22 protein-coding genes and 3 pseudogenes are annotated in these 24,668 nt (G+C 67.7%); 17 read left to right on the top strand and 8 right to left on the bottom strand.

Annotation, left to right across the window (positions count from 1 at the left end):
• Positions 1 to 31: 31 nt before the first annotated feature.
• Both C3488_RS22110 and C3488_RS40680 read left to right on the top strand, forming a co-directional pair.
• Positions 32 to 862, top strand: coding sequence for a helix-turn-helix transcriptional regulator (locus tag C3488_RS22110; RefSeq protein WP_103841993.1), 831 nt, complete (start codon positions 32 to 34; stop codon positions 860 to 862).
• A 101-nt stretch (positions 863 to 963) separates the two neighbouring features.
• Positions 964 to 1,527: a transposase family protein gene (locus C3488_RS40680; protein ID WP_181139134.1), complete on the top strand. Its 564-nt coding sequence runs from the start codon at positions 964 to 966 to the stop codon at positions 1,525 to 1,527.
• A 243-nt stretch (positions 1,528 to 1,770) separates the two neighbouring features.
• Here the strand turns inward: C3488_RS40680 and C3488_RS22100 are convergent, their stop codons facing one another.
• From C3488_RS22100 to C3488_RS22090, 3 genes are all read right to left on the bottom strand, one after another.
• Positions 1,771 to 3,255 carry a glycoside hydrolase family 32 protein gene (locus C3488_RS22100; protein WP_103841989.1) on the bottom strand — a complete coding sequence of 495 codons (1,485 nt, stop codon included), beginning with the start codon at positions 3,253 to 3,255 and terminating at the stop codon, positions 1,771 to 1,773.
• A gap of 26 nt (positions 3,256 to 3,281) precedes the next feature.
• Positions 3,282 to 4,661, bottom strand: coding sequence for a glycoside hydrolase family 172 protein (locus C3488_RS22095; protein ID WP_103841987.1), 1,380 nt, complete (start codon positions 4,659 to 4,661; stop codon positions 3,282 to 3,284).
• 92 nt (positions 4,662 to 4,753) lie between these two features.
• Positions 4,754 to 5,761 carry a LacI family DNA-binding transcriptional regulator gene (locus C3488_RS22090; RefSeq protein ID WP_103841985.1) on the bottom strand — a complete coding sequence of 336 codons (1,008 nt, stop codon included), beginning with the start codon at positions 5,759 to 5,761 and terminating at the stop codon, positions 4,754 to 4,756.
• 433 nt (positions 5,762 to 6,194) lie between these two features.
• On the opposite strand from C3488_RS22090, the gene C3488_RS22085 reads away from it, so the two are divergent.
• From C3488_RS22085 to C3488_RS22055, 7 genes are all read left to right on the top strand, one after another.
• Positions 6,195 to 7,547, top strand: a complete 1,353-nt coding sequence (locus C3488_RS22085; protein WP_103841983.1) for an ABC transporter substrate-binding protein — start codon at positions 6,195 to 6,197, stop codon at positions 7,545 to 7,547.
• Positions 7,544 to 8,419 carry a carbohydrate ABC transporter permease gene (locus tag C3488_RS22080; RefSeq protein ID WP_103841981.1) on the top strand — a complete coding sequence of 292 codons (876 nt, stop codon included), beginning with the start codon at positions 7,544 to 7,546 and terminating at the stop codon, positions 8,417 to 8,419. Before C3488_RS22085 ends, C3488_RS22080 begins: the two co-directional genes overlap by 4 nt.
• On the top strand, positions 8,416 to 9,318 hold the full coding sequence (locus C3488_RS22075) for a carbohydrate ABC transporter permease (protein WP_103841979.1): 903 nt from the start codon (positions 8,416 to 8,418) through the stop codon (positions 9,316 to 9,318). The genes C3488_RS22080 and C3488_RS22075 overlap by 4 nt, the downstream gene beginning before the upstream one ends.
• Before the next feature lie 194 nt (positions 9,319 to 9,512).
• Complete coding sequence (locus C3488_RS22070) at positions 9,513 to 10,811, top strand: ABC transporter substrate-binding protein (protein WP_103841976.1); 1,299 nt, start codon at positions 9,513 to 9,515, stop codon at positions 10,809 to 10,811.
• Positions 10,801 to 11,763, top strand: coding sequence for a carbohydrate ABC transporter permease (locus C3488_RS22065; protein ID WP_219822327.1), 963 nt, complete (start codon positions 10,801 to 10,803; stop codon positions 11,761 to 11,763). The genes C3488_RS22070 and C3488_RS22065 overlap by 11 nt, the downstream gene beginning before the upstream one ends.
• Positions 11,760 to 12,599: a carbohydrate ABC transporter permease gene (locus C3488_RS22060; protein WP_103841971.1), complete on the top strand. Its 840-nt coding sequence runs from the start codon at positions 11,760 to 11,762 to the stop codon at positions 12,597 to 12,599. The genes C3488_RS22065 and C3488_RS22060 overlap by 4 nt, the downstream gene beginning before the upstream one ends.
• 98 nt (positions 12,600 to 12,697) lie before the next feature.
• A complete protein-coding gene (locus C3488_RS22055; protein ID WP_103841969.1) occupies positions 12,698 to 14,095 on the top strand; it encodes a glycoside hydrolase family 172 protein in 1,398 nt (465 codons plus the stop codon).
• 306 nt (positions 14,096 to 14,401) lie between these two features.
• Here C3488_RS22055 and C3488_RS22045 read toward each other — a convergent pair whose 3' ends face one another.
• Entirely contained in the window at positions 14,402 to 15,367 is a 966-nt protein-coding gene (locus C3488_RS22045; RefSeq protein WP_103841967.1) for a YafY family protein, read from the bottom strand.
• A 92-nt stretch (positions 15,368 to 15,459) separates the two neighbouring features.
• Here C3488_RS22045 and C3488_RS22040 point away from each other — a divergent pair, with 92 nt between their 5' ends.
• The 3 genes and pseudogenes from C3488_RS22040 to C3488_RS22030 all read left to right on the top strand — a co-directional run bounded on the left by C3488_RS22040 (position 15,460) and on the right by C3488_RS22030 (position 17,375).
• Positions 15,460 to 15,825, top strand: a complete 366-nt coding sequence (locus tag C3488_RS22040) for a VOC family protein (RefSeq protein ID WP_103841965.1) — start codon at positions 15,460 to 15,462, stop codon at positions 15,823 to 15,825.
• A gap of 71 nt (positions 15,826 to 15,896) precedes the next feature.
• Positions 15,897 to 16,824 (top strand): annotated as a pseudogene (locus C3488_RS22035) (IS481 family transposase).
• Positions 16,825 to 16,904: 80 nt separating this feature from the next.
• Positions 16,905 to 17,375, top strand: a complete 471-nt coding sequence (locus tag C3488_RS22030) for a barstar family protein (protein ID WP_258053578.1) — start codon at positions 16,905 to 16,907, stop codon at positions 17,373 to 17,375.
• A gap of 8 nt (positions 17,376 to 17,383) precedes the next feature.
• Here C3488_RS22030 and C3488_RS40675 read toward each other — a convergent pair.
• The 3 genes and pseudogenes from C3488_RS40675 to C3488_RS22015 form a co-directional block, all read right to left on the bottom strand.
• A pseudogene (locus C3488_RS40675) lies at positions 17,384 to 17,934 on the bottom strand (IS5 family transposase); the annotation flags it as partial.
• Between the two features lie 48 nt (positions 17,935 to 17,982).
• A complete protein-coding gene (locus C3488_RS22020) occupies positions 17,983 to 18,549 on the bottom strand; it encodes a dihydrofolate reductase family protein (protein ID WP_103841961.1) in 567 nt (188 codons plus the stop codon).
• A gap of 601 nt (positions 18,550 to 19,150) precedes the next feature.
• On the bottom strand, positions 19,151 to 19,720 hold the full coding sequence (locus C3488_RS22015) for a TetR/AcrR family transcriptional regulator (RefSeq protein ID WP_103841959.1): 570 nt from the start codon (positions 19,718 to 19,720) through the stop codon (positions 19,151 to 19,153).
• 95 nt (positions 19,721 to 19,815) lie between these two features.
• Here C3488_RS22015 and C3488_RS22010 point away from each other — a divergent pair, with 95 nt between their 5' ends.
• Both C3488_RS22010 and C3488_RS22005 read left to right on the top strand, forming a co-directional pair.
• On the top strand, positions 19,816 to 21,267 hold the full coding sequence (locus C3488_RS22010; protein WP_103841957.1) for an MDR family MFS transporter: 1,452 nt from the start codon (positions 19,816 to 19,818) through the stop codon (positions 21,265 to 21,267).
• A 121-nt stretch (positions 21,268 to 21,388) separates the two neighbouring features.
• A pseudogene (locus C3488_RS22005) lies at positions 21,389 to 21,754 on the top strand (transposase); the annotation flags it as partial.
• A 165-nt stretch (positions 21,755 to 21,919) separates the two neighbouring features.
• On the opposite strand, the gene C3488_RS40670 reads toward C3488_RS22005, so the two are convergent.
• On the bottom strand, positions 21,920 to 22,057 hold the full coding sequence (locus tag C3488_RS40670; protein WP_181139133.1) for a hypothetical protein: 138 nt from the start codon (positions 22,055 to 22,057) through the stop codon (positions 21,920 to 21,922).
• An 84-nt stretch (positions 22,058 to 22,141) separates the two neighbouring features.
• On the opposite strand from C3488_RS40670, the gene C3488_RS22000 reads away from it, so the two are divergent.
• The 3 genes from C3488_RS22000 to C3488_RS21985 all read left to right on the top strand — a co-directional run bounded on the left by C3488_RS22000 (position 22,142) and on the right by C3488_RS21985 (position 24,663).
• Entirely contained in the window at positions 22,142 to 22,912 is a 771-nt protein-coding gene (locus C3488_RS22000; protein WP_103841955.1) for an MBL fold metallo-hydrolase, read from the top strand.
• Positions 22,890 to 23,348: a fumarylacetoacetate hydrolase family protein gene (locus C3488_RS21995; RefSeq protein WP_103841953.1), complete on the top strand. Its 459-nt coding sequence runs from the start codon at positions 22,890 to 22,892 to the stop codon at positions 23,346 to 23,348. Before C3488_RS22000 ends, C3488_RS21995 begins: the two co-directional genes overlap by 23 nt.
• 679 nt (positions 23,349 to 24,027) lie before the next feature.
• Entirely contained in the window at positions 24,028 to 24,663 is a 636-nt protein-coding gene (locus tag C3488_RS21985; protein ID WP_258053576.1) for a maleylpyruvate isomerase N-terminal domain-containing protein, read from the top strand.
• The last annotated feature ends 5 nt before the right edge of the window (positions 24,664 to 24,668 follow it).

Below are 24,668 nucleotides of genomic sequence, written 5' to 3'. Positions count from 1 at the left end.
GGTAAACGCCTCTCTTGCCACAATCAAGGGCATGGCGACCACAGAACTCGGCGCGGCCCTGCGCCACTGGCGTGATCACGTCTCGCCCCAGGCCGTCGGCCTGTCCGCGGGCGGACGCAGGCGCGCCGCCGGGCTGCGCCGTGAGGAGCTGTCGCAGCTGGCCGGCGTCTCCGCCGACTACATCATCCGGCTGGAACAGGGACGCGCCACCAAGCCCTCACCCCAGATCGTCGAGGCCCTGGCCCGCGCCCTGCGACTCACCCAGGACGAACGAGCCCACCTCTTCCGTCTGGCCGGCCTCGCCCCACCGGGCCCCGGCACGGTGCCGCGGCACATCACCCCCGGTGTCCACCGCATGCTGGACCGTCTGACCGGCACGCCCGTCGCCGTCTTCGACGCCGCCTGGAACCAACTGCTCGCCAACCCCCTCTACACGGCACTCATGGGGGAATGGCACGGCAACGACCTCAACGGGGCCTGGCGCAACTTCCTCAACCCTGACCACCGCGTACGCCACACCCCCGAATCCAAAGGCGCACTGCAGGCAGCGCTCGTGGCCGACCTGCGCCGCACCTCCGGCCGCTACCCCGACGATGCGAACCTGCAGTCCCTCATCGCCGAACTATGCCGCCGCAGCGCCCACTTCAACGACCTGTGGGAATCAGGCGCCGTCGGCGAGCACGAAGCCGGGCGCAAGACCGTCGACCATCCCCAGGTCGGCGAACTGACCCTGGACTGCGACGTGCTCAGCGTCGCCGGCAGCGATCTTCGCATCATGGTCTACACCGCCCAGCCCGGCACCGAGGACGCCGACCGCTTGGCGCTCCTGAATGTCATAGGGACGCAGTCCCTCGTCGGGTAACGCCCCGGGGGCCCCTCTGCGCATCGGCCGGGCCCTGAAGGCAGGACGAGCGCCTGGCGATGCGGAATCCGAAGGCCCGATTGAACCGAAACCGTGTCCGCATGCCATCTTCCCTGATCTCCATGCTCGCCCGCCAACGCGCCCGCATGCCAGGCGGTCTCCTGGGCGACGCCACCGCGCTCGTCTCCCTCGCCGAGGTCCTCGACGCCATCCCGGACCCGCGAAGCTGCCGGGGCCGCCGCTACCGCGATGGCCCGCTCCTGGTCCTGTGCCTGGTGGCCGTCCTGGCCGGGGCCGTCGGCTGGGCCGGGAGCACACGCTTCGCCGCCGGCCTCGACCCCGCCACACGGGCCCAGATCGGCCTGGTCCGCGGCATCCCCCGCGCCACCACCGTCGCCCGACTGCTCCGACGCCTCGACGGCGACGTCGGCGACCTGGGCGACGCGTTGTGCGGCGACGCGGTAGGCGCCGTCCGCGGCCACCACCCGGCCGGGACGGCCGTGCAGCTGCGCGCAGGCGTGCAGGACCTGCGTGGCGCCGGTTCGACCACTACGGCAAGGGATCCGGTGTGCAGCAGTACCGTGTCCGGTTCGAGGGGGATGTGCGGCGGGTCCCAGGCGGCGAGGAAGTCGTACGTCGCTGAGCCGGTCGCGTCGTCAACGTAGGCCAGCGCGACCGTGGTGCGTCCCGAGGTGGAGTCGGGAGGTGAAGCACGTCCAGGCCACACCAGGGTGCCGGGCGGGTCGTGGCCCCAGCTGGTGATCAGGGTGACCCGGTGGCCGAGCCGGTGCAGGCCGATGGCCACGTTGGCGGGGCTGCCGCCGGGAAGGGGCCGGATCGCGTCCGCCCCGGTGCGCCGGACCAGGTCGACGAGGCCCTCGCCGACAACCACGGCCTTGGGGGGGCCGTCATGAGGGGCCGTCGTTGCTGTCGCTCTTGTCGTGGATGCTGAGCGGGTTCAGCTGCCACACCTTCGCCTCGAAGTCCGCGGTTCCCGCTCCGGCCGCTCGGGCCTCGAGGTGCCAGGGCTCCTCGCCCAGGGGGTAGAAACGCAGGGTGAGGGCCTCGCCGGTGCTGAGGAAGACTTCGGCGATCGAGCGGTCGACGATGACACGTAGTTCGGCGAAGGAGCCGGGCTCGGTGGTGCGCGGGATGCGCCAGGAACCCTGCTGGGCTCGTGGCTCGCGGGAGGCGTGGGTGCGGTCGACGACGACTTCGCCGGTGGCTGCATCGAGGGTGATGTCGAGGTGTTCGCTGCCGTCGGGGGAGGTCACCAGACGCAGGCCGGCTGCGGCTCGGCCGTCGGCGGAGCGGTGCAGGCGGGCGGTGAGGTCGAAGCTGCGAGGGCCGGTGGTGCCGAGGTCGCACGGCGCACCGGCGGTGACCTGGCCCCTGGACTGGAGGGTCGGCCGGCCGCGCAGCGTGTCGAGTTCGCGTGCGGGGTGCTGGCGGACCTGGCCGTCGGGGCCCAGGGTGACCTCGCGGGGCAGGCTGAGCAGCCCGGACCAGCCTGCCTCGTCGGTCCAGGTGCTGGGGGCGCCGACCTGGACGGCGTCGCGGGCCTCCCAGGCCCAGCCCCACATCAGCCACCGGCCGTCCGGGGCGTGCAGCAGGGCGGGGGCGTAGAACTCGGGTCCGTGGTCGAGGCGTTGGGGCCCCTGGGCGGCGAAGTGGGTGCCGTGGTCGCGGCCCGGGTAGGCCGCGGTATGGGAGGCGCCTGCTTGCGGGTCCCAGGCGCTGAGCAGCAGCACGCCCCGGCCCTCGCCGAAGTCGGCGTACTGCACGCACTCCCAGCCCTCCTCGGTATCCACCCCACCGGGCAGCGGCTCGGGTGCGCGGGCGAGGAAGGGGCCGGCGTACTCCCAGGTCTCCAGGTCGTCGGAGAGGTACTGCTGGGCTGCTCCTCGGCCGTCGGTGAGGCCGGCGCCGACGAGCATGCGCCAGCGCTCCCCGTCCCGCCACACGTAGGGGTCGCGGAACATCGAGGTGCCGTCGGCCGGGTCAGGGATGTGCAGGCCGGGGTGCTTGGTGAAGGTCAGCCCGCCGTCGTGGGAGACGGCCGAGGCGACCGGCTGCCACCAGCGGTCGTCCCGCTTGGCCGAGTAGAAAGCGACCAGCTTGCCGTCGGTGCTGACGGCGTTGCCGGACCAGACTCCGCCCTCGTCGTCGCCGCCCGCGGTCGGGGCCAGCGCGATGGGCAGCAGCTCCCAGTGGATGAGGTCGGGGCTGCGGAAGTGGCCCCAGTGCATGTCGGCGTGGCGGGCGCTGTGCGGGTTGTACTGGAAGTACACGTGGTAGTGGCCGTCGTGGAAGACCAAGCCGTTGGGGTCGTTGATCCAGTGGGCAGGCGGGCGGAGGTGGGCCGCCGGGAAGTGCGGATCGGATACGGGCACGGGGGTGCGCCTTCCTGGTCGGCGGGTCAGCTGCTGGTGCGCTCGTCGTAGCGGCGGCGCACGGCGGCGGCCTGCTGGACGTTGGCCTCGGACTCCTGCAGCGAACGCTCGCCGCGCAGCCGGGTGCGCTCGGCCAGGCGCTCCATGTGGCGCTTGAAACGGGCCTGGTACCGCTCGCGCATCACCGCTATCTCTTCGGCGACCGCGCCGGAACGCGCGGCGGGAACCGGCATGGGCTGGCCGGCCGGGCGCACGGGAAGGCGCTGCTCCAGCGGCAGGATCGTCGCCTTGGGGGAGGGGAGAGTCTGGTACCAGTAGGCGGTGGAGGCCCAGTCGTCGGCGAGGTGGTTGCCGTGGCCGTGCTCGATGGAGACCCGGATGCGTTCTTCGAAGCGGATCGGGTCGGCGACGTGGAAGCGGTAGTTGACCGAGTAGCCGGGAACGTCGGCCTCGTGGAGGATCGCGCCGTGGTAGAGGTAGGCGTTCTTCTGCATGCCCCAGGCGTGGTTGAAGTAGTCCTCGGTGCCGGTGCCGTGGAGGGAGGGCGGCCAGCTGGTGGAGCCGTCGGGCAGGAAGTCGTCGTCGATCCAGATCATGTCGTTGCCCTCGCCCCACCAGCTGCCCTGGCGGTGGTGGACGGAGAGGTTGCAGCCGACGTAGTGGCCCTTGCCCTCGGTGTCGAGGATGACGTAGTTGTCCTCGCCGGTGACGTCGACGATGTTGACCTCGGGGCTGTTGGTCTGGATGTCGGGGGCCCAGCCGTTGCAGGGGTTGTTGCGGTTCCAGCGGGCGTGGAAGTAGAGGGTGTCCTCGGGCAGGTCCTCGGGGTACAGCTCGTAGTCGATGTAGAAGTACTGCTGGATGGGCAGGTCGTTCTCGTTGACGAGCTCGATGCGGGCGCGCTTGTTGAACGGCATCGGTGCCCAGCAGTTCAACGCGGCGCTGCCGCCGAAGATCAGGGATTCCTCGGGCTTGGCGGAGACGGTGAACAGGGCCGACTGGTAGCTGTTGGGCATGCAGTGGCCGATGCCGAAGAAGTCGCCGAGCGGGACCAGGACGGCTGGTTCCTCCTCGTCGTCCCAGGTGATGCGGATGAGGACCTTGCGGTAGTAGTCCGGGTCCGGCTCCTCCCAGTTGACGCCGAGCGCGTTGTGGATCTCCATCACGGGCGCCACGGTGTCGGCCTCGAGCGGGTCGATCAGGCCCGGGCCGAGGGTCTTGCGGCAGAACTGGGTCATCCAGATGTGCGTGATCCGGCCCGGTCCTTCGAGGTCGGCCAGGACGCGGCTGGAGTGGGCGGGGGTCGTCCAGTAGTCCTGGTTGCGGCCCCGCTGGTCCCAGCTGGAGACGCGCGCGGTGCGGGCCCGGGTGGGGCGGGTGAGGTGTTCGAGGGCGTGCGAGGGCATGGGAGACTGATCCCTTCAGTGATGGTTCGCTGAATTCGGGCGGCGGGAGACTGGACCTCTTCCGCCGCCCGCTTTCTTGCTGTGGTGGCGGCTCAGGCCGGGCAGCCGCAGGACTCCCGGTAGGTGATCTCGGGTTCCAGGCGGATGGCGCGCGGGCGGGTGGTGAGGGTGCCGTCGATGCGGCTGAGTAGCAGCTGCATCGCCGTGGCACCGATCTCGTGGGCTGGCTGGGTGACCGTGGTGATGCCCGGACGGAACAGATCCGTGTGCGGGAAGCCGTCGAAGGTGGCGAAGGCCAGGTCGTCGGGGGTGCTCAGGCCGAGCCCCTTGGCCGCCCCCAGCACACCCACGGCGGTCTCGGTGCCGGCGGCGACGACCGCGGAGGGCCGTTGCGGCTGCCGCAGGACGTTCGTCATGCGCTCGCGGGTGTCGTCCGCGCGGCCGCTGCCGGTGACGATCAGGGTGTCGTCGACCTCGATGCCGGCCTCGTCGAGGGCTTCGAGGTAGCCGCGCCGCCGTTCGGCGATAGTGGAGACATCGGTGTCCCCAGCGGCCAGCGCGATCCGGCGGTGGCCGTGCGCTTGCACGAGGTGGAGCACCAGCTCCCGCATGGGGGCGGTGTTGTCGACGCCGACCTGGTCGGCTTTGACGCCGCCCAGCCGGTCGATCAGGACCACCGGCGTGCCCTGGTCGATGACCTCGGTGATCGCCCCTCGGCGGGAGCGGGCGACCGGGGCGATGAGCAGGCCGTCGACCCGCCGCTCGGCCAGGACCTCCAGCGCCCTGGCCTCGAGCTCCGGGTCCTCGCCGGAGTTGGCCAGCAGCACGGTCAGCCCTGCGCCCATGGCCTCCTGTTCGACCCCGTGGGCCATCGCCGCGAAGGCGGGCTCGGCCACATCGGTGAGGATCAATCCGATGGAGTCGGTGCGGGAGCGGCGCAGCGCGCGGGCCAGGCTGTCACGCCGGTAGCCCGTGGCCCGGACTGCTTCCTCGACCCTGGTACGGGTCTCGTCGCGGACCGGCCGGGTGCCGTTGATGACGTGCGACACGGTGGACGTGGACACCCCGGCCATCCGTGCAACGTCGGAGATCGTGGCCACTGCTGCTTCGCCGCCTCCTCGTGTCGTAGAACCCGATCTGCGATCCGGTCCGTAACTCAATAGCGCCATACGGCTCACCGGTCCATGCGGTTGGCCGGTTCACCGCCCAGTCGTTCCTCTCACTTTCAGGTCATCGAAACGATTGCGCAGACCTTCGCACGTCGTGACGCGGACCGTCAATGGCTGTGGCCAGCGAGGGTCTCCTACGGCTGGAAACTTCTCTGGCACACGGTATTGACACGCAGCGGCTCGCGAGGCACCTTTCATCGAAACGTTTGCGTCGGCGGCCACAAAGCTGCCCGATGCCGGACATTCGACCATACCGGACATTCGTCCCGGAATAGACGGCTCGTACTCATACCGAACATCCGGAGCCCTGTCACCCCCACGCCGGTTCCGCCTCCCCGTCCAGCCCCCGGAAGGCAACAGCACCATGGCGACCACCGCTCAGCACGCGACCCCGATGACGAGACGCCCCTCCGGCATCTCGCGCCGCCTCCTGCTCACCGCCACGGCGAGCGCCCTGTTCGTCACCGCCACGGCCTGCGGCTCCGCGGTGAGAACAGCGGATGGATCGTCTTCAGACGGGCTGATCACCTTGTCCATGCAGAACCCGGACAGCAAGACTCAGGACCCGGCGACCTGGCAGCTGGTGCAGGAGTTCAACAAGAAGCACCCCGACATGAAGATCAAGCTGGAGGGCCAGCCGGTCGACCAGCACGAGCAGCGGATGACCATCGCCGCGCAGTCCGGCACGCTGCCGGAGATCTTCTGGGTGTACGACTCGCTCGCGAAGACCATGGTCAAGAGCGGTGACCTGCTGGACCTGTCCCCGATCCTCGCCGAGAACGACCTGAAGTCGAAGTTCGCCCCGAGCATGCTCGCCGGCTTCCGCTCCGGCAACGTCCAGTACGGCCTGCCCTACCAGGCGCTGGTCACCGGCTTCTACTACAACAAGGCCATCCTGGACAAGAACAAGATCGCCGTCCCGGAGACCTTCGACGAACTGGTCGCCGCGGTGAAGAAGCTCAAGGCGGCCGGCGTGGCGCCGATCGCACAGGGCGCGAACAACTCCTCGTTCAGCGTCTGGGCCTTCCTGACGATGCTGGACCGCTTCGGCTACGAGTCGAAGTACCCCGACATCCTGTCCGGCAAGGCGAGCTACGACAACGCCGACTTCCTGCGCCTGTACAAGTACGTGGAGGAGCTCGCCAAGGCCGGCGCCTTCCCCTCCAACATGAACACCCAGACCTACGCCCAGGCCGTCGCCTCCTACACGGACGGCAAGGCCGCCTTCCTCGACGCGGGCGTCTGGGAGGCGGCGAAGATCCAGAAGAGCACCGTGGGCAAGGACACCGGCTTCTGGGCCGGCCCCACCTTCTCCGACGGCGTCGGCGACCAGAAGCTCGTCATGAACGTGCCCTCGGCGCCGTTCGTCGTCAGCGCCAAGGTCAAGCAGGACAAGAAGAAGTACGCCGCGGTGAAGGCGTTCATCCAGTTCTACTACAGCGACGCCGGCCAGAAGATCCTCGTCGACAACGCCCAGCCGCCGGTCACCACCTACAAGCCGGACGTCGACACCACCAGGAACTCGGTCTTCGCCGCCGTCCTGGCCGAAGCCTCCAAGCCGGGCTGGTCCAGCCCGAAGGCGCAGCCCGACCTCGTGGTCTCCGCGGCCACCGCGAGCGCCATGTACGACAGCTTCTACGGCGTGATGGGCGGCAGCCTCAGTCCTGAACAGGCCGTGAAGAACGTCCAGAAGACCATCAAGCAGGCGTCCTCATGAACTGGCTCACGACGCGCCGCAGCTTCGCCCTGATGGTCGCACCGGGGCTGATCATCTACAGCCTGTACATGATCTATCCGATCCTGTACTCGCTGTACTACAGCTTCACCAACTTCGACGGCGTCTCCGCAGGCGGCTTCGCCGGGCTCGACAACTACCGACAGATGGCGCAGGACGACGCCTTCTGGACGTCGATGCGCAACACCGCGATCGTCCTCGGCATCGCGCTGTTCCTGCTGATCCCGCTTGGCTTCCTGCTCGCGATCCTGCTCAGCGGCCGGGTGAAGGGCAGCGGCGCGCTGCGGGCGCTGGTCTTCGCGCCGGCCATCATCGCGCCGATCCTTGTCGGACTGGTCTGGATCTTCATCCTGGACCCGAAGATCGGACTGGTGAACGCCTTCCTGCTGGCGATCGGCGTACCCGCCCACCCGCAGTGGATCGGCGGCCCCACCCTGAGCCCGTACTCGATCGGCCTGGTCTACCTCTGGCAGCAGATCGGCTTCGTCCTGACCATCTTCTACGCCGGCCTGCGCATGCTGCCGCGCGACGTGATGGAGGCCAGCAGCCTCGACGGGGCGAGCCGCTGGCAGCAACTGCGGCACATCCAGATCCCGATGATGCGCGAGACGTTCGGCATCGTCACCGCGCTCGTCGTCACCGGCGTCTTCAAGGTCTTCGAGCTCGTCTACGCCCTCACCGGCGGCGGTCCCGTCCACCTCTCCGAGGTCATGGTCAGCTACATGTACCACATCACCTTCACCACCCAGCAGTACGGCTACGGCATGGCCTTGGCGGTGGTGGTGTTCGTGGTCGGCTCGCTCGCCTCCGCGGCCACCTTCCTCGGCAACCGCCGTAAGGGGGAAGCGAGTTGAGTATCGACACCGAGCTCAGGAAGCCGCTCTCGGCGGCGGCCGTCGGGGCAGCCCCGACGGGGCCTCGGCGCCGCGGCCGAGGCGCGGTCATCGCGACCGCCGCCGCCTACCTGATCACCTTCGTGATCCTGTTCCCGCTGCTGTGGATCGTGCTGTTGTCGTTCCAGACCAACGACAACATCCTGAACCACCCGTTCAGGTTGACCGACCTCTCCCCGGCCAACTACCAGCAGGCTCTGAAGACCCTCAACCTGCTGGTGATGTACAAGAACACCCTGATCCTGGCCGTCGTCTCGGTCACCATCGGGCTGGTCATCTCCTACATGGCGGCGTTCGCGCTCACCCGCATGGTCTTCCGCAGCGGCAGGCGCCGTACGCAGAACACGCTGCGCTTCTACTTCCTGGCCGGCCTCGCCATCCCGGTGTACATCCTGCTGTTCCCGGTGTACCGGCTGGACATCACCTTCGGCCTGTTCGGCACCTACTTCGCGCTGATCCTGCCGTACATCGCCGTCACCATCCCGTTCAACATCCTGCTGCTGACCGGCTTCCTGCGGGACTTCCCGGAGGAGATCGAGCAGGCGGCGGTGATGGACGGGGTCGGGCTGTGGCGCATGGCCTGGAGGGTCGTCTTCCCGCTCATGCGGCCGGTCGTCGCCACCCTCGCGATCCTCAACGTGATCTACGTCTGGAACGAGTTCCCGTTCGCGGTCACCCTCATCAACGACCCGAACATGACCACCGTGTCCCTCGGTGTCTCCCAGTTCCAGGGCGTCTACAGCGTCGACTACGGCGCCATGATGGCGTCCGCCACCCTCGTTCTGCTGCCGCAGCTGGTGATCTACGCGGCTTTCCAGAAGCAGGTCATCGCGGGCATGACCGCAGGCGCCGTTCGATGACCTGACGGCTCATCCCACTCCCGAGTTTCTCCCGCTCGCGAGGAGCCCCCATCACGTCAGCCCGGCCCTCTTGTCCGACCGGGTGAACCCTGCTCACAGGCACCACCCTCGCGGCGCCACCCCACCGCCAGCAGCCGCCCGACGGGCTTGCCTCTCAACCCTCCCCTTCTCGGCCCCAGAGCACGGAGAACATCATGAACAGAACGCCCCCGGGACTGTCCCGGCGCAGCTTCCTGCAGATCACCGGCGCCACCGGACTGGCCGCCGCGGTCACCGCCTGCGGTGCCGGCGGGAGTTCGTCCGGCGGCTCGTCCGGCAAGCTGACCGTGCTGTGCGAGTCGGGCGGCCATGCCGAACTGACCAAGATCGCGGAAGCGTTCAAGAAGCAGACGGGCCACGGCGTCACCTTCGTCGAGCTGCCCTACGACGGCCTGTACAACCGGCTCAACAGTGAGCTGTCCGCGGGATCCGTGTCGTTCGATCTGGCCGCGGTCGACGCGATCTGGCTGCCCACCTTCGCAAACGCCCTCCAGCCGCTGGACGACCTGTTCACCGCCGCCGTGAAGGCCGACCTCTTCCCGTCGCTGGTGGACGGCGCCCAGATCAAGGGCAAGTACGTCGGCATGCCGGCGTGGACCAACGCGGAGATCCTCTTCTACCGCAAGGACCTCTTCGAGGACACGGCCGAGAAGACGGCCTTCAAGAAGAAGTACGGCTACGAACTCGCACCCCCGAAGACCTGGCAGCAGTTCCAGGACACGGCGAGCTTCTTCACCCGCGGCACCAAGCTGTACGGCACCGACGTCAAGGGCGCCGTGGAGACCGAGTGGCTCGCCCACGTCCTGCAGGCCGGATCCCCGGGTGTCGTCCTGGACGACTCCGGCAAGGTGATCATCGACAACGCGCAGCACGTCGCCGCGCTGAAGTTCTACTCCGACCTCAACAACCGCCTGAAGGTCAGCCCGCCCGGCGCCGCGCAGATGGACTGGGCTGCCGCGCAGAACCTGTTCAACCAGGGCAAGACTGCGGTGATGCGCTTCTGGGCGCACGCCTACCCGCTGATCCCGAAGGACTCCCCGGTCCATGGCAAGGTCGGCGCCGCCCCGATGATCGCGGGCAGCGCCGGAATAGGCGCTATCCCCGGCCCCTTCTACCTGTCCATCCCGAGCGCGGGCAAGAACAACGACCTGGCCAAGCAGTTCATCAAGTTCGCCTACGACAACAACAAGCTGGCCATCGACTCCTCCCTCGGCCTCGCCGCCCGCAAGTCCGCCTACACCGCCTACGCCGGCAAGCCCGGCTACGAGCACTTCCAGGCCCTGCTGACCACCCTGAACGGCCCGGCAACCAAGTCTCGCCCGGCCAGCCCCAAGTGGCAGCAGATCGTGGACACGGTGCTGGTGCCCACCATCCAGAAGTCGCTGACCACCGGCGCGGACTACGCCGCGCTGCTGGCCAAGGCGCGCACGGAGGTGGCGAAGCTTGTCCAGTAGCACCCAGCCCCTGGTACGCCAAGCGGCCGCGCCCCCGCCGCGGGCCGCCCGGCGCCCGGGCCGGCGGCCGATGACGGACAAGCAGTTCGCTCTCGTGCTCATCCTGCCGGCGGCGGCGTTTCTCGCCGTGTTCGTCCTCTGGTCGCTGGTCAAGCTGGTCATCGACAGCTTCTACGACATCGCACCCCTGGCCGGCACCCGCCGCTTCGTCGGCCTCGACAACTACACCAACGCCCTGACCTCGTCGGACTTCCTGCACGCGGCGTTGCGCACGCTCGCCTACACGGTGATCGTCGTGACGCTGGAGTTCGCCCTCGGACTGGGCGCCGCGCTGCTGTTCAACTCCCTCGGGCAACGCTCCCGGATGCTGCGCACGGTGTTCCTGTACCCGCTGATGATCGCCCCGGTGGTCGCCGGTCTGCTGTGGCGGTTCCTGCTGATCGACAACTTCGGCCTCGTCAACGCGCTCCTCGTCCGCGTGGGCATCCTCGACAGCCCCGCGGACATCGGCTGGCTGTCCGACCCGAACATCGTCCTGGCATCCGTCTCGATCCCCGACATCTGGCTCACGACGTCATTCATGACCCTCGTGCTGTTCGCGGGCCTGCAGAACATCCCCGGCGATGTCCTGGAAGCGGCCCGGCTCGACGGCGCCAACCACCGTCAGCAGCTGTTTCGGATCATCCTGCCGCTGCTGCGGCCGGTCATCGCCGTCGCGCTGATCGTGCGAGGCATCGACGCCGCCCGCGCCTTCGACACCATCGTCATCCAGACCAACGGCGGTCCCGAGTCGGCGTCGACCACGCTCAGCCTGCTGATCTACCGCACGACCGTGCGCTTCGGGGAGCAGGGCCTGGCCTCCGCGATGGGCGCCCTCTACCTGATCGCGATGCTCGCCGCCGCCTTCGTGGCGATGCGCATGATCTGGCGGCCCGGAGGGGGAGAGTCATGACCGCCGTACTGGACCGGATCGCTGCCAGACGATCGCTGCTGTGGGTGCTGCTGTGCGTGGTGGTCGCCCTGTACGCCTTCCCCTTCCTGTACCTGCTGCTGACCTCGTTCAAGTCGCCGTCGGACGCCCTCGCGGTCCCGCCGACGATCCTGCCGAAGACGTGGAGCCTTGAGAACTTCACGAAGGCACTGGACACTCCAGGCGTGTCCGCCGCGTTCATCAACAGCGTCACGACCGCGGTGCTCAGCACCGTCATCTCCCTTGTCCTGGCCGTGCCTGCCGCGTACGCGGTCAGCCGGTTCGGGACCGTCAGCGGCCGGGTGTTCATCGTGGTGGCCCTGGTGACCAGGATGGTCCCGCCGGTCGCCATCGGCGTACCGCTGATCGGGATGATGAAGACCCTGCACCTGACCGACACCCCGGTCGGCACCGCCATCGCGCACACGACGATCTCGCTTCCGCTGTCGATCTGGCTGCTGGTCAGCTTCTTCGAGGCGGTGCCCTCCGAGCTGGAGGACGCTGCGAAGGTCGACGGCACCGGCCGAATGGGGGCCCTGATCCGAGTGGTCCTGCCGGTCGTCTCGGGCGGCGTGGCGGTCACGGCGATCTTCGCGTTCCTGGCCTCCTGGAACGAATTCCTCTTCGCCCTGCTGCTGACCGCGGTCAAGGCCCAGACCGTGCCGATCCTCATCGCCAACTTCCAGACCCAGTACGGCCTGCAATGGGGGCCGATGACGGCGATGGCCACCCTCTACTCGATCCCGGTCATCCTGCTCACCCTCGTCCTGCAACGCCGCATCGTGGCCGGCCTCACCCTGGGCGCGGTCAAGGGTTGACCGGGCCTCGCCGACACCTTCCCCGCACCCTCCCGGGCCGGCCGCGGGATGCGATCGCCGGCTGCACAACCGAGCACAACCGAAAGGACCCCGGCTCCATGTCCGTCCCCTCCTTCTCCCTCGGCGAAGACCTGCTCGGCCGCGCCGCCAAGCGCCGCCGCTCCCGCTCCGCCCGCGTCGCCAGCTGGGACCACACCGGCCTCAACGAGGACGCCTACATCGTCATGCCGGGCGAGACCGCCGTCCTCGCCGACCTGGAGGGCCCCGGCGCCATCACCCACCTGTGGTTCGTCCAGGGCTGCCGTGTCATCCTCGGCCCCGGCCTGTTCGACGCCCGCAAGGCCGGCACCGCCATGGTCGAGTTCAACAACGCCCTCGGCTACAACTGGGAGGTCAACGACCCCGACTACTACCGCAAGGTCGTCATCAAGATGTACTGGGACGACCAGGAACACCCCTCCGTCGTCGCCCCGCTCGGCGACTTCTTCGGTGTCGGCAACTCCATGCCGGCCAGCTTCCAGTCGATGCCCTTCACCGTCTCCGTCAAGGACGACTCCGAGCGCGTCTACGGCGGCCCCGCGGCCTTCAACTGCTTCCTGCCGATGCCCTTCAACCGCCGCGCCCGCATCGAGGTCGAAAACCAGGGCGAGCACCCGTATGTGCAGTACTTCTACATCGACTACGAACTGTTCGCCGAGGACCTGCCCGACGACACCCTCTACTTCCACGCCCACTGGCGCCGCAACAACCCCTGCAACGGCTGGGGCCCCGACCTGCAGGTCAACAGCCTCGAGACGCAGCTGCCCAACCTCGACGGCAAGGAGAACTACGTCATCCTCGACACCGAGGGCTCCGGCAATTACATCGGCTGCGTCCACACCGTCAACCACTTCACCGCCACCTGGTGGGGTGAGGGCGACGACATGATCTGGATCGACGAGGACTTCAACCCCGATGGCACCACCAGCTGGCCACCGTCCATGCACGGCACCGGCGGCGAGGACTACTTCAGCCACGGCTGGGGCATGCAGAAGATCAACTACCCGTTCCAGGGCACGATCATCCACGAGGAAGACGTCCCCGGCCTCCAGGTCCACTACCGCTTCCACCTCGCCGACCCCGTCCGCTTCAACGAGCGCATCCGCGTCACCATGGAGCACGGCCACGGCAACCACCTCGCCGACGACTGGTCGACCACGGCGTACTGGTACCAGACCCTCCCCGCCCCCCGCCTCGACATCCTGCCTGTCGAACAACGTCTGCCGCGCAAGGCCGAAGGCCCCGGCATGAAGGACCTCTCCACCGTCGACCGCACGACGCTTACCCCGGAGCGCCGGAGGATGTACGAGCAGCGCGACGCCCGCATGGCCGACTTCACCGCCCAGCGCAACGAATGGTTCGAACGCCGCGCCGTCGAATCCCGCGAACGAGCTGCCAAGAACAAGCAGTTCGCCGCCGAGGTACGGGCCAAGTTCCTCGCCGGCGCAAGGCACTGACGCCTGTGGCCGGCCGGGCCGTTCGTTGATGCCGTAGTGGCAGGAGGCCGCTTCGACGAGGCAAACCAAGCTCTCATCGCGACGCTGGTGCCGGCACTCACAGCGCGCATTCTGGGGCCCACCATAGCGGGGGGCTCCAGTCGTTCGCCTGCTGCGGACAACGGACAGCTTTGAACCCTGTCCATGACTTCGGCTCGCCTGCCTGGCCCGGCCGCAGATCAGGGCTGGACACCGGGGACGCGAGCATCGGCTCCGACAGTGTCCACGTCACGCTCGATGCTTTTCACGACGGCTAGGTGTTGCGGGTCAGGACGTTGGTGACGGCGCATAGTGGTGGGCAAGATTGGTGGCGAGGTCGCGAAGGTGAGCCCTGGCTTCGGTGGGGCCGTGCACAGTGATGGCGCTTCCGAACGGCAGTAGTGCTCGCACGTCCTCCAGATGCAGGAAGCGGATTGTTACCTTGTGGCCGGTGGCGGATACTTCATGGTCGTCCCGGACGAGCCGTAGGCCGAAGATCCGTTGCGCTCGCTCGATCTGGGTCTGGTCGATGGTGGCGCTGACCTCTATCGCGTGGTTGTGTTCCCACTGATCAATGAGCGCTGCAGCGACGGTGGCCAGGGTCTGGTTCTCGCGGATCCGTCGTGGCTGGTCGACTTCTTTCCATGTCGTGATGCGTTCGAGTCGGTACATCCGTGGCACTCGGGCACGGTCGGCGACGAGGTACCAGATGCCGGCCTTGGCGAACAGCCCGTAGGGATCCACGACCAGGTCGCGTGGGCATGACTCGCGTGGGCTGTCGTACTCGATCCGTAGCCGGCGACCTCGCCGCACTGCGCCGATCAGCGAAGCCGGAGTCGTGCCGGAGGCTGGTGCCTGATGCCAGGGACGGCTGTCCACGTGCACTACGTCGGTGAGCGGCAGGAGCTCATGAACTCGACGTGGCTGTGTGGCGGCGATCTTGGAGAGCGCGCGCCGGCTTTCGACCGATGCGTTGAGCTCCGCACGTTGCTTCTCATCCAGCCCGGTGAGCGACAGTTGATCACGCTCGCCCGGTGTGAGTCGCGTGAGGTCGAGCCCGGACCCGGGAAGCATGGTCACGCCTCCGAGGCGGCCCCGGTGTGCGGTCACCGGCAGTCCGGCGTCGCGGAGCCAGTTCAGGTCCCGGGTGATGGTTCGAAGGGATACCCCGAGCGCTGAGGCGAGTTCCTGTGTGGTCACGGCATCCCTCGACTTGAGGAGCAGCATCAGGGTGAAGAAGCGATCTGGGGTCACACACCGATCTTTTCAGGAATTGCGACACGATGCGGCGCATATCCCGGTCAGACTGGTGGATGCGTACCTACGACCTGTGAGAAGGGACAACCATGACCACATCCGTCGTGTCCATCCTCTACGTGAACGACGCTCCCGCCGCAGCTCGTTTCTACGGCGACCTCCTCGGCATTAGCCCCTCGTTCGAGACTCCGGGATACATCACCTTCGACCTCGGTCCAGGCGCTGACCTCGGTCTGTGGTCTGGCCAGTTCGAGGATCTGTCACCGGACGTTCCGCGCACCAGTGAGGTTTGCCTGGCCATCGACGGTGGGCCCGACGAGATCAACGCGACCTTTGAGCAGTGGAAGTCCAAGGGGGTCACGATCCTGCGCGAGCCTCATGATGTGGGGTTCGGGCTGACCTTCCTCGCAGCCGATCCTGACGGGAACCGTATCCGCGTCGCACCGCGGGACTGAAAGGCCGCAATGCGGCAGGCGCGCACGATAGGTGTCGCGCCTGCCGTCGACTGACTTCGAGAGGACGACGAGTGCCCCACGCGAATGCGCCCCTGAGCGTCGAGGGCCGTGGCGGCTCGTGCAGCGGTGCCAGACACGTCCCATCGCCCACATCGCCGCTGAAATGGGTATCTCTCGCCCATGCGCCAGCAAGTGGGTAAATCGCTGGCGGCTACACGGTGATGCCGGATTGCAGACCGGCCGTCGAGTCCGCAGCGGAGTCCGAACGCGAGTCCAGCATGGGTCATCGAGCAGATCGAGTCCTGGCGCCGCGAGCACAAGTGGTCCGGCGCAACGGATCACCGACGAACTTGTCAGTATCGGTTTTGTGATCGACCGGAGAACTGTCAGCCGACACCTGACCCGGCTCGGCCTCGGCAAACGCCGCTTCATCGACCCAGGCGGTGAGAACAACCGGAAGCGGGGGAAGATCACTGCCCGCTGGCCCGGACACATGGTGACCTGGATGTGAAGAAGGTCGGCCAGGCCGGGGCAAAGCGTGGCTACGTCTACCTGCACTCCGTCGTCAATGGTCTCTCACGGCTCGCCTACACAGAACCGCTGGGCGATGAGAAGGGCGCGACGGCTGCTGCTTTCCTCGCCCGGGTGAAGGTCTGGTTCGCCGCCCACGGCATCAACCACATCCACCGGGTCGTCACCGGCAATGGCGCTTGCTACCGCTCCGGCGATTTCGCCCGCATTGTCGGGCAAGGCACCCGGCATCAGAGAACCAAGCCTTACACACCTCGGCACAACGGGAAGGTGGATCGCTACCAGCGCATCATGGCCGAGAAAGTCCTCTACCCCCGCGAGTTCACCAGCGAGGACGCCCGGTCAGCCGCGATCGCAGTGTGGAACATCCACTACAACTACCACCGGCCGCATAGTGCTGCCGCCGGAAAGCCGCCAGCAGCACGCCTCCGCGAGAGCGTCACCGACGTCGAGCCCTCATACAGCTAGGGGATTCGTTTGGATCTAGACTTTGCAGCCATCGCTAGCGGCGTTGACGGTGACCGGCGACCTGGTTTACGGGAGGGAGGGTGGAGTTGCACAGCGTGCCGTGGCTGCACGTAATTCCGGAGCAAGGTGCTCTGCCTGTTGATCGCCTGCTTCCCGTGACGGGCAAGACGTACGTGGCGCGTCTCGACGGGCGGGAGATGCGCGACACGGATGCAGCATTTCGGCAGTTCTACGACGGGCTCAGGCTGCCTGATTACTTCGGGTGGAACTGGGATGCGCTCTCCGACTGTCTGCGTGATCTGAAGTGGCTCTCTGCTGACCACCACGTACTGATCTTCAAGGCCGCGGATGAAGCTCTACCAAGCAACACCTCTGGACGACGGCTGCTCTTCAAGACCTTGCTGCGGGCAGGACAACACTGGTCCTTCACACAACGGCCCGAGGGTATCGAGCTCGGCAGGCTCACGATTGTCATGGCTTGCGACGCCGGGGCCGTCCCGTTCCTTCAGGGGCAGTTGCGATCATGCTTGGATGAGATGGCCTCGCCGTAGCGCCGGCCTCATCTCGCGGACCAGAGGAAGATGCCTGCGATGTGAAGTCCGGCCAGGTAGACGGTTGCCGTCTTCTCGTAGCGGGTGGCGATGCCGCGCCACTGCTTTAAGCGGTTGATGCACCGCTCGACGGTGTTGCGCCGTTTGTACGCCTCGCGCTCGAAGGCAGGCGGCCTGCCGCGACGACTGCCCCGCCGTAGCCGGTGACCGCGCTGGTCCGCAGGAACGGGAATCACCGCCCGGATGCCCCTCTTGCGCAGGTACCGGCGGATGGCGCGCGAGGAGTACGCCTTATCGGCCAGGACCACATCCGGCGTAGTGCCAGGCCGTCCACGACGACGAGGAACGCGCAGCCGCGCCATCACGTCGGTGAAGGCGGGCGCGTCACCGGCCTGTCCAGCGGTCAGGGCGAACGCCAGGGGGCGGCACCGGCCGTCCGCAGCAAGATGGATCTTCGCGGTCAGTCCGCAGCGGTACCGGCCGAGGGCGCGGTGGTCCGGTTCGCCGGCCGGGGCCCCTTTTTGCGGGCCCCGGCCGCGTGCTGGTGGGCACGCACGATTTCGTCTACGACATCACCGTGAGACTAAAGCGTGTCGGGTGCTGCTGCTCAGCGCCTCGTCTCGTACCTGGTCAGGACCACGCCGCCGGGAAACGTCCGCGTCTCCACCAGGTTCAGGTTCACCCAGCTGTCCAGCGCGGTGAAGAACGGCGTGCCGCAGCCCACCAGGACCGGATGGGTGGCGATCGCGTACTCGTCGATCAGCCCGGCGCGCATGGCCGCCCCGGCAAGCGTTGCGCCGCCGATGTTCATTGGGCCGCCGTCCTCGGCCTTGAGCCGGCTGATCTCAGCGATCGCGTCGCCGGTGACCAGGCGGGTGTTCCAGTCGACCTTGTCGATCGTCGAGGAGAACACCACCTTCGGCGTGTCCCGCCAGTTCCGCGCGAACTCGATCTCCGCCGGGGTGGCGTTGGGCTGCTGGTCGCCGGTCGGCCAGTAGGAACTCATCGTCTCCCAGAGCTTGCGCCCATACAGCGACAGGCCACTCGCCTGCTCGTGGTGGAGCCACCACTGGAACAGCTCGTGGCTCGGAGGTCCGCTCCAGCCGATGTCGTCGCCGGCCGCGGCGATGTAGCCGTCCAGGGTCAGGTTCATGCCGTAGATCAGTTTCCGCATGGCCCAGCCTTCCGTCCGTGGGTGTCCGGCGTATAGACCAGCGCGGCGCGGGAAACTCATCGGTGCGCGATCTGGGCTCGCCGGCAGCCTCGTGCTCGGGGCTCAGCGTGTGGTGTACTCGGCCGACTCGGGCAGCCGCCTGATGTCGACCTCGCCCTCGCGAAGAAATGCCACGGATTTGAGACTGATCATGGGTGACAAGGACGTGGGACAGCCAAGAACGCCCAGGTCACGCAAGATCGGCATGTCACGAGCGGCGAGACCCCACATCTATCGGGTTGCAGACCCGTGCGGGTTCGGGGCCCGGTAGAACTGTGGGTGTGACGCGTGCGTAACTGACTGATGCTGATTGGGAGTTCATTGCTCCGTTCGGCGGCACCGATGCCCAGTGGTGGGCTTGCCGATTCGGGCTTAGACCGACCGGCAATAGGCGCTGGGGAGGTGGCCCGGACGGCAGAACGGGCACGGAAGCTCGGCAACACCGCCGACGAACCCGACCGCAACCCCGAACCGACACAGTGCTCCGAGCATGCCGGCCGAGTGGCGGACAGACGTCTGGCCAGGGAGAACGGGACCCTCCCTTCGCTTTGGTAATCGCTTGTCAACGCACCAGGGGGAGGAAGAGCGTGTCGACGATCTCTTCGAGAACCTGGTCGGGTACGGCGGCGAAGGTCGTCAGGAACTCGTGGCGAAGCAGGTCGAAGGGCAGGGTCTTGATGCGTTCGGTGAGGTGCTCCGCCTTGACTTCCCCGCGGTCGACGGCACGATGGTAGATCGTGTCGATGGCTTGTTTGCGGCCGGTCTCGGAGGGATCGAGCAGTTCGCTGGGGCTGGTCCCGGTCGCCTGGTGGTAGTCGGCCAGGTACACGCTCATGACGGTGACGAGCTGGACGCGGGTGGCGTTGATCTCCCGCATGAGGGTCAGGACGTCCTCGCGCAGGCTTCCGGTGTCGGGAACGGCCAGGACGTTCTTGTGCAGGATGTGGACGAGGGTCGCCCGGACGAGTGCGTCGCGGTCGGGCCATCGGCGGTAGAGGACCGGGGGGCTGGTGCCGGCGCGTTTGACGACGGCGTCCATGGTGAACCTGGCGTAGCCGGTGGCCGTGAGCTCGTCCCAGGCCGCGTCTAGCAGCGCATTCTCCAGGGCCGCTCCGCGGCGCCGTTCGGGCATCGTCGCTCCTCCAGTTAGATAGATTTGCCTATCTTAGGTTAGCGCCCTAACCTGAGGCCCGTAAGATAGAGCACATTATCTTAAGGGGGGCGTCCATGAGCGCCAGCGGTACCCAGTCACCACCCATCCCCGGCTCCAACCGGGTCGACCCGGCCTTGCGGCGCCTGACCTACACGTTGATCGTCGGCGCGCTCGCCGTCATCTTCGACACCACGATCATGAGCGTCGCCATCGACAGCCTCGCCGGGCAACTGCACACCTCGCTTGCCACCATCCAGTGGGTGACCACCGCCTACCTGCTGGCCCTGTCCGCCACGATGCCGACCGTCGGCTGGGCCCAGTCGGTCCTGGGCGGCAAGCGGCTGTGGATCCTCGCCCTTGGCCTGTTCTTCGCCGGATCGATGCTGTGCGCCGCGGCGTGGAACGCCCCGAGCCTGATCGCATTCCGCGTTCTCCAGGGCATCGGCGGCGGCATCATGATGGTGCTGATGGCCACGCTGGCCATGCAGGCCGCCGGGGGCCGCAACATCGGCAAGGTCATGTCGCTGATCACCGTGCCCACCGCCCTGGGCCCGGTCATCGGCCCGGTGATCGGCGGCGTCATCCTGCACCTGGGCGACTGGCGCTGGATCTTCCTGTTCAACATCCCCTTCTGCCTCGTCGGCAGCTACCTGGCCTGGCGCAACCTGCCCAAAGACGGGCCTCGCCCCGGGACCGGCCCCCGCCTGGACCTCGTGGGCGTGCTCCTGCTCTCGCCCGGCATCGCCGCCGTCATCTACGGCCTGACGCAGCTCGGCGGACCCGACTGGTACATCGGCATCAAGGCCGGGCTGCCCCTGCTCGCTGGAGTCGTCCTGCTCACCGGCTACCTCGCCTGGGCCCTTCGGCGCGGAGCCGACGCTCTGCTCGACATCCGCCTGCTCCGCCACCGGACCCTGGCCTCGTCCACGGCGCTGCTGCTACTGGCCGGAGCCGCCCTCTACGGGGCCATGCTGCTCATGCCGCTGTACTGGCAGCAGGTCCGGGGTGAATCCGCTCTGGGCGCCGCGATGCTGCTCATCCCGCAGGGTGTGGGCACCTTGTTGTCCCGTTCGCTGGCCGGCAAGTACATGGACCGCATCGGGGCGCGTCCGGTCGCCGTCATCGCCTTCGCCGTCACCTTCGCAGCCACCGTGCCGTTCGGCTTCGTCACTGCCACCATGGACAACACCATGCTGATGGCCGCGCTGTTCGTCCGCGGCCTCGGGCTGGGCGCGGCCATGATCGCCTTGATGGGCGGCGCCTTCGTCGGACTGCGACGCCAGGAGATCCCGGCCGCCTCCAGCATCAGCCGCGTCGCCCAGCAGATCGGCGGCTCCATCGGCACCGCGATCCTCGTCATGATCCTGCAGCACGCCACCGCCAGCACCCACACCCGGGCCGCCCTGGCCTCGGGATTCGGCGACGCCTTCTGGTGGGCCGCCGCGTTCACCGCCGCAGCGGTGCCGCTCTGCCTCCTGCTGCCGCGCCGAGCTGACCCCGAAGGCCAAGACTCAGACAACTCCTGACGCACCATCCGCCGAGGTCTGGGCGACCTCGGCACCGCCGAGCCTGATGTACACGAAAGTTCGGGGGTCAGCCGTGTCCCTCGGTTTGGGAATCGCTTCTCAGTGATCACGAAGGACAGCCGTGCCCGCGCTGCCATCTTGCCTGTTCGAACCCCTCTGGGACCAATTTGCCGAGCTCCTGCCCACACGATCGGAGTTCGCTCTGAACCACCCGCTCGGCTGCCACCGCCGTAGGGTCCCCGACCGGACCGTGTTCGAGTATGTGGTGCTCGCGCTGGTCCACGGCTCGGGCTACGAGGGTCTCTCCAGCCCCGGATGCTCGGACCACACCATCCGTCGAAGACTCAACGAGTGGGCGGAACAAGGTATTTCCGAGGCCGTCCACGCTCTCGCGCTCCAGGCTTACGACCGCATGATCGGCCTGGAGCTGTCCGAGATGTCCGTCGACGGCTGCGTCACCAAGGCCCCGTGCGGCGGCGACCGCGCCCGCGCCGCCCGCGCCTACGCCCGCCGCAGCAACTCCCGATGAGACCGCAGCCCACGCGGCGACCAGCCCAGCCGCGCCGCAGCCGGAGCCTGGCGGGGCGACGGCCCGGGCGACGACCGTGACTCCCTCGGGATGCCACCGCGGCACGCGGGCGATCTTCCCGGCTTATGGTTCGGCGTTCGTGAACGGGCGGCGCTTGGACCGCTCGATGAGCTCCGCGAGGTGCTCGCGCGAGCACCCGACCAGCATGCGTCTGCCGTAGTACCTCGACTCCGCCGTGTGGATCGCGGAGGAGTCCCGCACCAGCGCATACCACGACTGTTCCGAGGCTGAGTAGCCGTGGAGTGATCGTCAAGACGTGTGGACCGTGCGTTCTAGGATCTCGGGATGAGCGACGAGCTTCTTCACCTCACGGTCCTGGGCTGCGCGACGCCTTACCCGAGTGTGGACAATCCGTGCTCCGGCTATCTGGTGTCGAGCGGGGACACCCGTATCTGGGTGGACGCCGGCAGCGGGACGCTCGGCCCCCTCCAGCGTCATGTGCGGCTGGATGAGCTCGATGCGATCTGGATCTCGCATCTGCACGCCGATCACAGCGCGGACCTACTCACCGCGTACTACGGCGTCCTGTACGCGGACATCCACCTCGCAGCGCCGATCCCTCTCTACGGTCCGCCTGGAATCGCCGACCGGCTGGCCAATTTCCTCACCAACACTCCGGCGCGCAGCCCGATCGAATCCGCCTTCGCGGTCACCGAATTGCATGACCGGCATCAGGCGGCCGTTGGCTCGCTCCGACTGACCAGCCGGGTGGTGTCGCACGGCATTCCGGCCTTCGCCGTGCGCATCGAGGCGGCGGGCAAGTCGCTGGTGTACTCCGGGGACACGGCACCGTGCCCGAGCCTCACGGAACTGGCCGAGGGATGCGACGTGCTGTTGTGCGAAGCCGAGAGCGCACAGGCACCAGTCGAGGGCGAACAGGTGCACCACACGCCCGAGGACGCCGGCGACACAGCCGGCACGGCCGGAGCTGGCCGACTGATCGTCACGCACGTCGGCCGCTTCCTCACGCCGCAGCAAGCGGTGGCGCGTGCCTCGGCGCGGTTCGACGGTCCCGTCGACTACGCCGCTCCCGATGCCACCTTCTCGATCGGTTAGGCCGGGGACCGCACACTGCTCGAGGTCGTCCAAGACGACCGCCGATCTCATCTTCCACATCCCGGAGCTGATCAAAGTCGTCTCCGCGGGGATCACCTTGCAGCCCGGCGACATCATCGCCACCGGCACCCTGGCGGGCGTGGGCATCTGTTGGACCACATCCGCCCCGGCTTCCGCGCCGCTTCCGAACGCGGCGACCTCCTGCGGCCCGTCACCCACGACATCACCATCGCGCCCGGCATCACCTCACCATGACACCCGGCCACACCCCCGGGCACCTCGGCGTCATCGCCTCCTCCCAAGGCCGCAGCGCCCTCCTCCTCGGCGACGCGATCGTCTGTCCGGTACAACTCGACGAGCCCACCTGGAGTCGCCCGGCGACGTCGACCCCGACCTCGCGCGACGCATTCGCGAACGGCTCTGTGCCTGTTTGTGAACCCTCAGGCTGAGTGTCCTGGCTCCGTACGCCGGCTGAAATGCGTCAAGTGGGGTGCTGGCTTCCTGTGGTTCGTTGCCGGGCATCGGGGTCGGCGGAACCGTGGCAGTCGGGTTGCCTGCTTGTCCAGGGTGCTCTGCCACCAGGAGAGCTCGACCAGGGTCTTCGCCGGCCCGTCCGCGCACAGCACCGCACCGGTGAGCTCGAAGAGCGCGTCCGCACGGTCGCCTCCGCAGTGCCATAACGGATGGTGTCCGTGGAGGCGGTGCCGCCTTGACCGACTGCGATTCGATCACACCAGCCGTCGGTGCCGCGTCGCGGCCCGAACTGCGGCAACAGGGTCTCCTGGATCTCGGTTGGCTTCGCAACCACGCGTTCCAGCAGCCCGACGACCGACGGCATCTGCAACCTCCCGGGGAGCGACGACACAGGACACGCCACCACAACCGCTCGGTACGACAACAGGCATTCAGCTTGACGTTCAACGTCGGTGAACGTCGGCTTGATCAATGTCAGTGACTTTTGATGTCGCTCGGCCCATCCGCGTGTCGCCATGCGGGGTATCTGATCGGTTATGCCCTCTCGAAGCGAGTTCGCTGCGTGGAGGTCGTGTGGCATCTCGCTTCCCCCTCGGCGGTACTGCGTAATGTTGGGCTTCCGGACGGATCATGGGGGGCTTGTGAGTCTGAAGAACGCCTACTTGGAGACCGCCGCGCAGGCCGCAGCGTTGCTGAACTCACCGGAGGTGGCCGCTTCATGGGAGAAACCCAGCGCGTTGACGCAGTGGACTGTCGGCGGCCTGGCCGGCCACCTCGCGTATCAGATCTTCAGCGTCGATCCGGCGCTGGAGGGACCCGCCTCTGAGCAGGAACCCATCCCAGTGCTGGAACACTATGCGCGAGCCGTGTGGATTGATGCGCCGCTCGACGGCGAAGTCAGCTCCGGGATTCGAGCGAAGGGCGACGGCATCTCGTCCGAAGGCGTGCGGCGGCTGGTCGAGCGGGTCCATGCCGCGCTCGACCAGCAGCGGTCCGGCCTTGAGGAGGTGCGTGGCGACTGGGTGGTGTTCATGCCGCAGACAGGGTGGGCGCTGAGCCTGGACGATTTCCTCGTGACCCGACTGGTCGAGCTGGCTGTACATATGGATGACCTGGCGGTCAGCGTGGGCCTCAGCGCGCCGGAGCTTCCCGGCGCGGCCCTCGATCCCGTGGTTGCGCTGCTGACCAGGATTGCCATCCGGCGCCATGGCCAAGCGGCACTGCTGCGTGCCCTGACTCGAGCGGAGCGGGCACCAGCTGCGATCAACGTGTTCTGAACGTT

Origin of the sequence: Streptomyces sp. Ru72 (genome assembly GCF_002920635.1) — a bacterium.
GTDB lineage: Bacteria > Actinomycetota > Actinomycetes > Streptomycetales > Streptomycetaceae > Streptomyces.
The sequence above is the reverse complement of the archived record's forward strand: the minus strand, read 5'-3'. Positions and strand labels throughout refer to the sequence as shown.

Coding starts and splice junctions, on each gene's coding strand:
- C3488_RS22110 (WP_103841993.1), top strand. CDS start 32: ATGGCGACCACAGAACTCGGCGCGGCCCTGCGCCACTGGCGTGATCAC.
- C3488_RS40680 (WP_181139134.1), top strand. CDS start 964: ATGCCATCTTCCCTGATCTCCATGCTCGCCCGCCAACGCGCCCGCATG.
- C3488_RS22095 (WP_103841987.1), bottom strand. CDS start 4,661: ATGCCCTCGCACGCCCTCGAACACCTCACCCGCCCCACCCGGGCCCGC.
- C3488_RS22085 (WP_103841983.1), top strand. CDS start 6,195: ATGGCGACCACCGCTCAGCACGCGACCCCGATGACGAGACGCCCCTCC.
- C3488_RS22080 (WP_103841981.1), top strand. CDS start 7,544: ATGAACTGGCTCACGACGCGCCGCAGCTTCGCCCTGATGGTCGCACCG.
- C3488_RS22070 (WP_103841976.1), top strand. CDS start 9,513: ATGAACAGAACGCCCCCGGGACTGTCCCGGCGCAGCTTCCTGCAGATC.
- C3488_RS22060 (WP_103841971.1), top strand. CDS start 11,760: ATGACCGCCGTACTGGACCGGATCGCTGCCAGACGATCGCTGCTGTGG.
- C3488_RS22055 (WP_103841969.1), top strand. CDS start 12,698: ATGTCCGTCCCCTCCTTCTCCCTCGGCGAAGACCTGCTCGGCCGCGCC.
- C3488_RS22040 (WP_103841965.1), top strand. CDS start 15,460: ATGACCACATCCGTCGTGTCCATCCTCTACGTGAACGACGCTCCCGCC.
- C3488_RS22020 (WP_103841961.1), bottom strand. CDS start 18,549: ATGCGGAAACTGATCTACGGCATGAACCTGACCCTGGACGGCTACATC.
- C3488_RS22015 (WP_103841959.1), bottom strand. CDS start 19,720: ATGCCCGAACGGCGCCGCGGAGCGGCCCTGGAGAATGCGCTGCTAGAC.
- C3488_RS22010 (WP_103841957.1), top strand. CDS start 19,816: ATGAGCGCCAGCGGTACCCAGTCACCACCCATCCCCGGCTCCAACCGG.
- C3488_RS22000 (WP_103841955.1), top strand. CDS start 22,142: ATGAGCGACGAGCTTCTTCACCTCACGGTCCTGGGCTGCGCGACGCCT.
- C3488_RS21995 (WP_103841953.1), top strand. CDS start 22,890: ATGCCACCTTCTCGATCGGTTAGGCCGGGGACCGCACACTGCTCGAGG.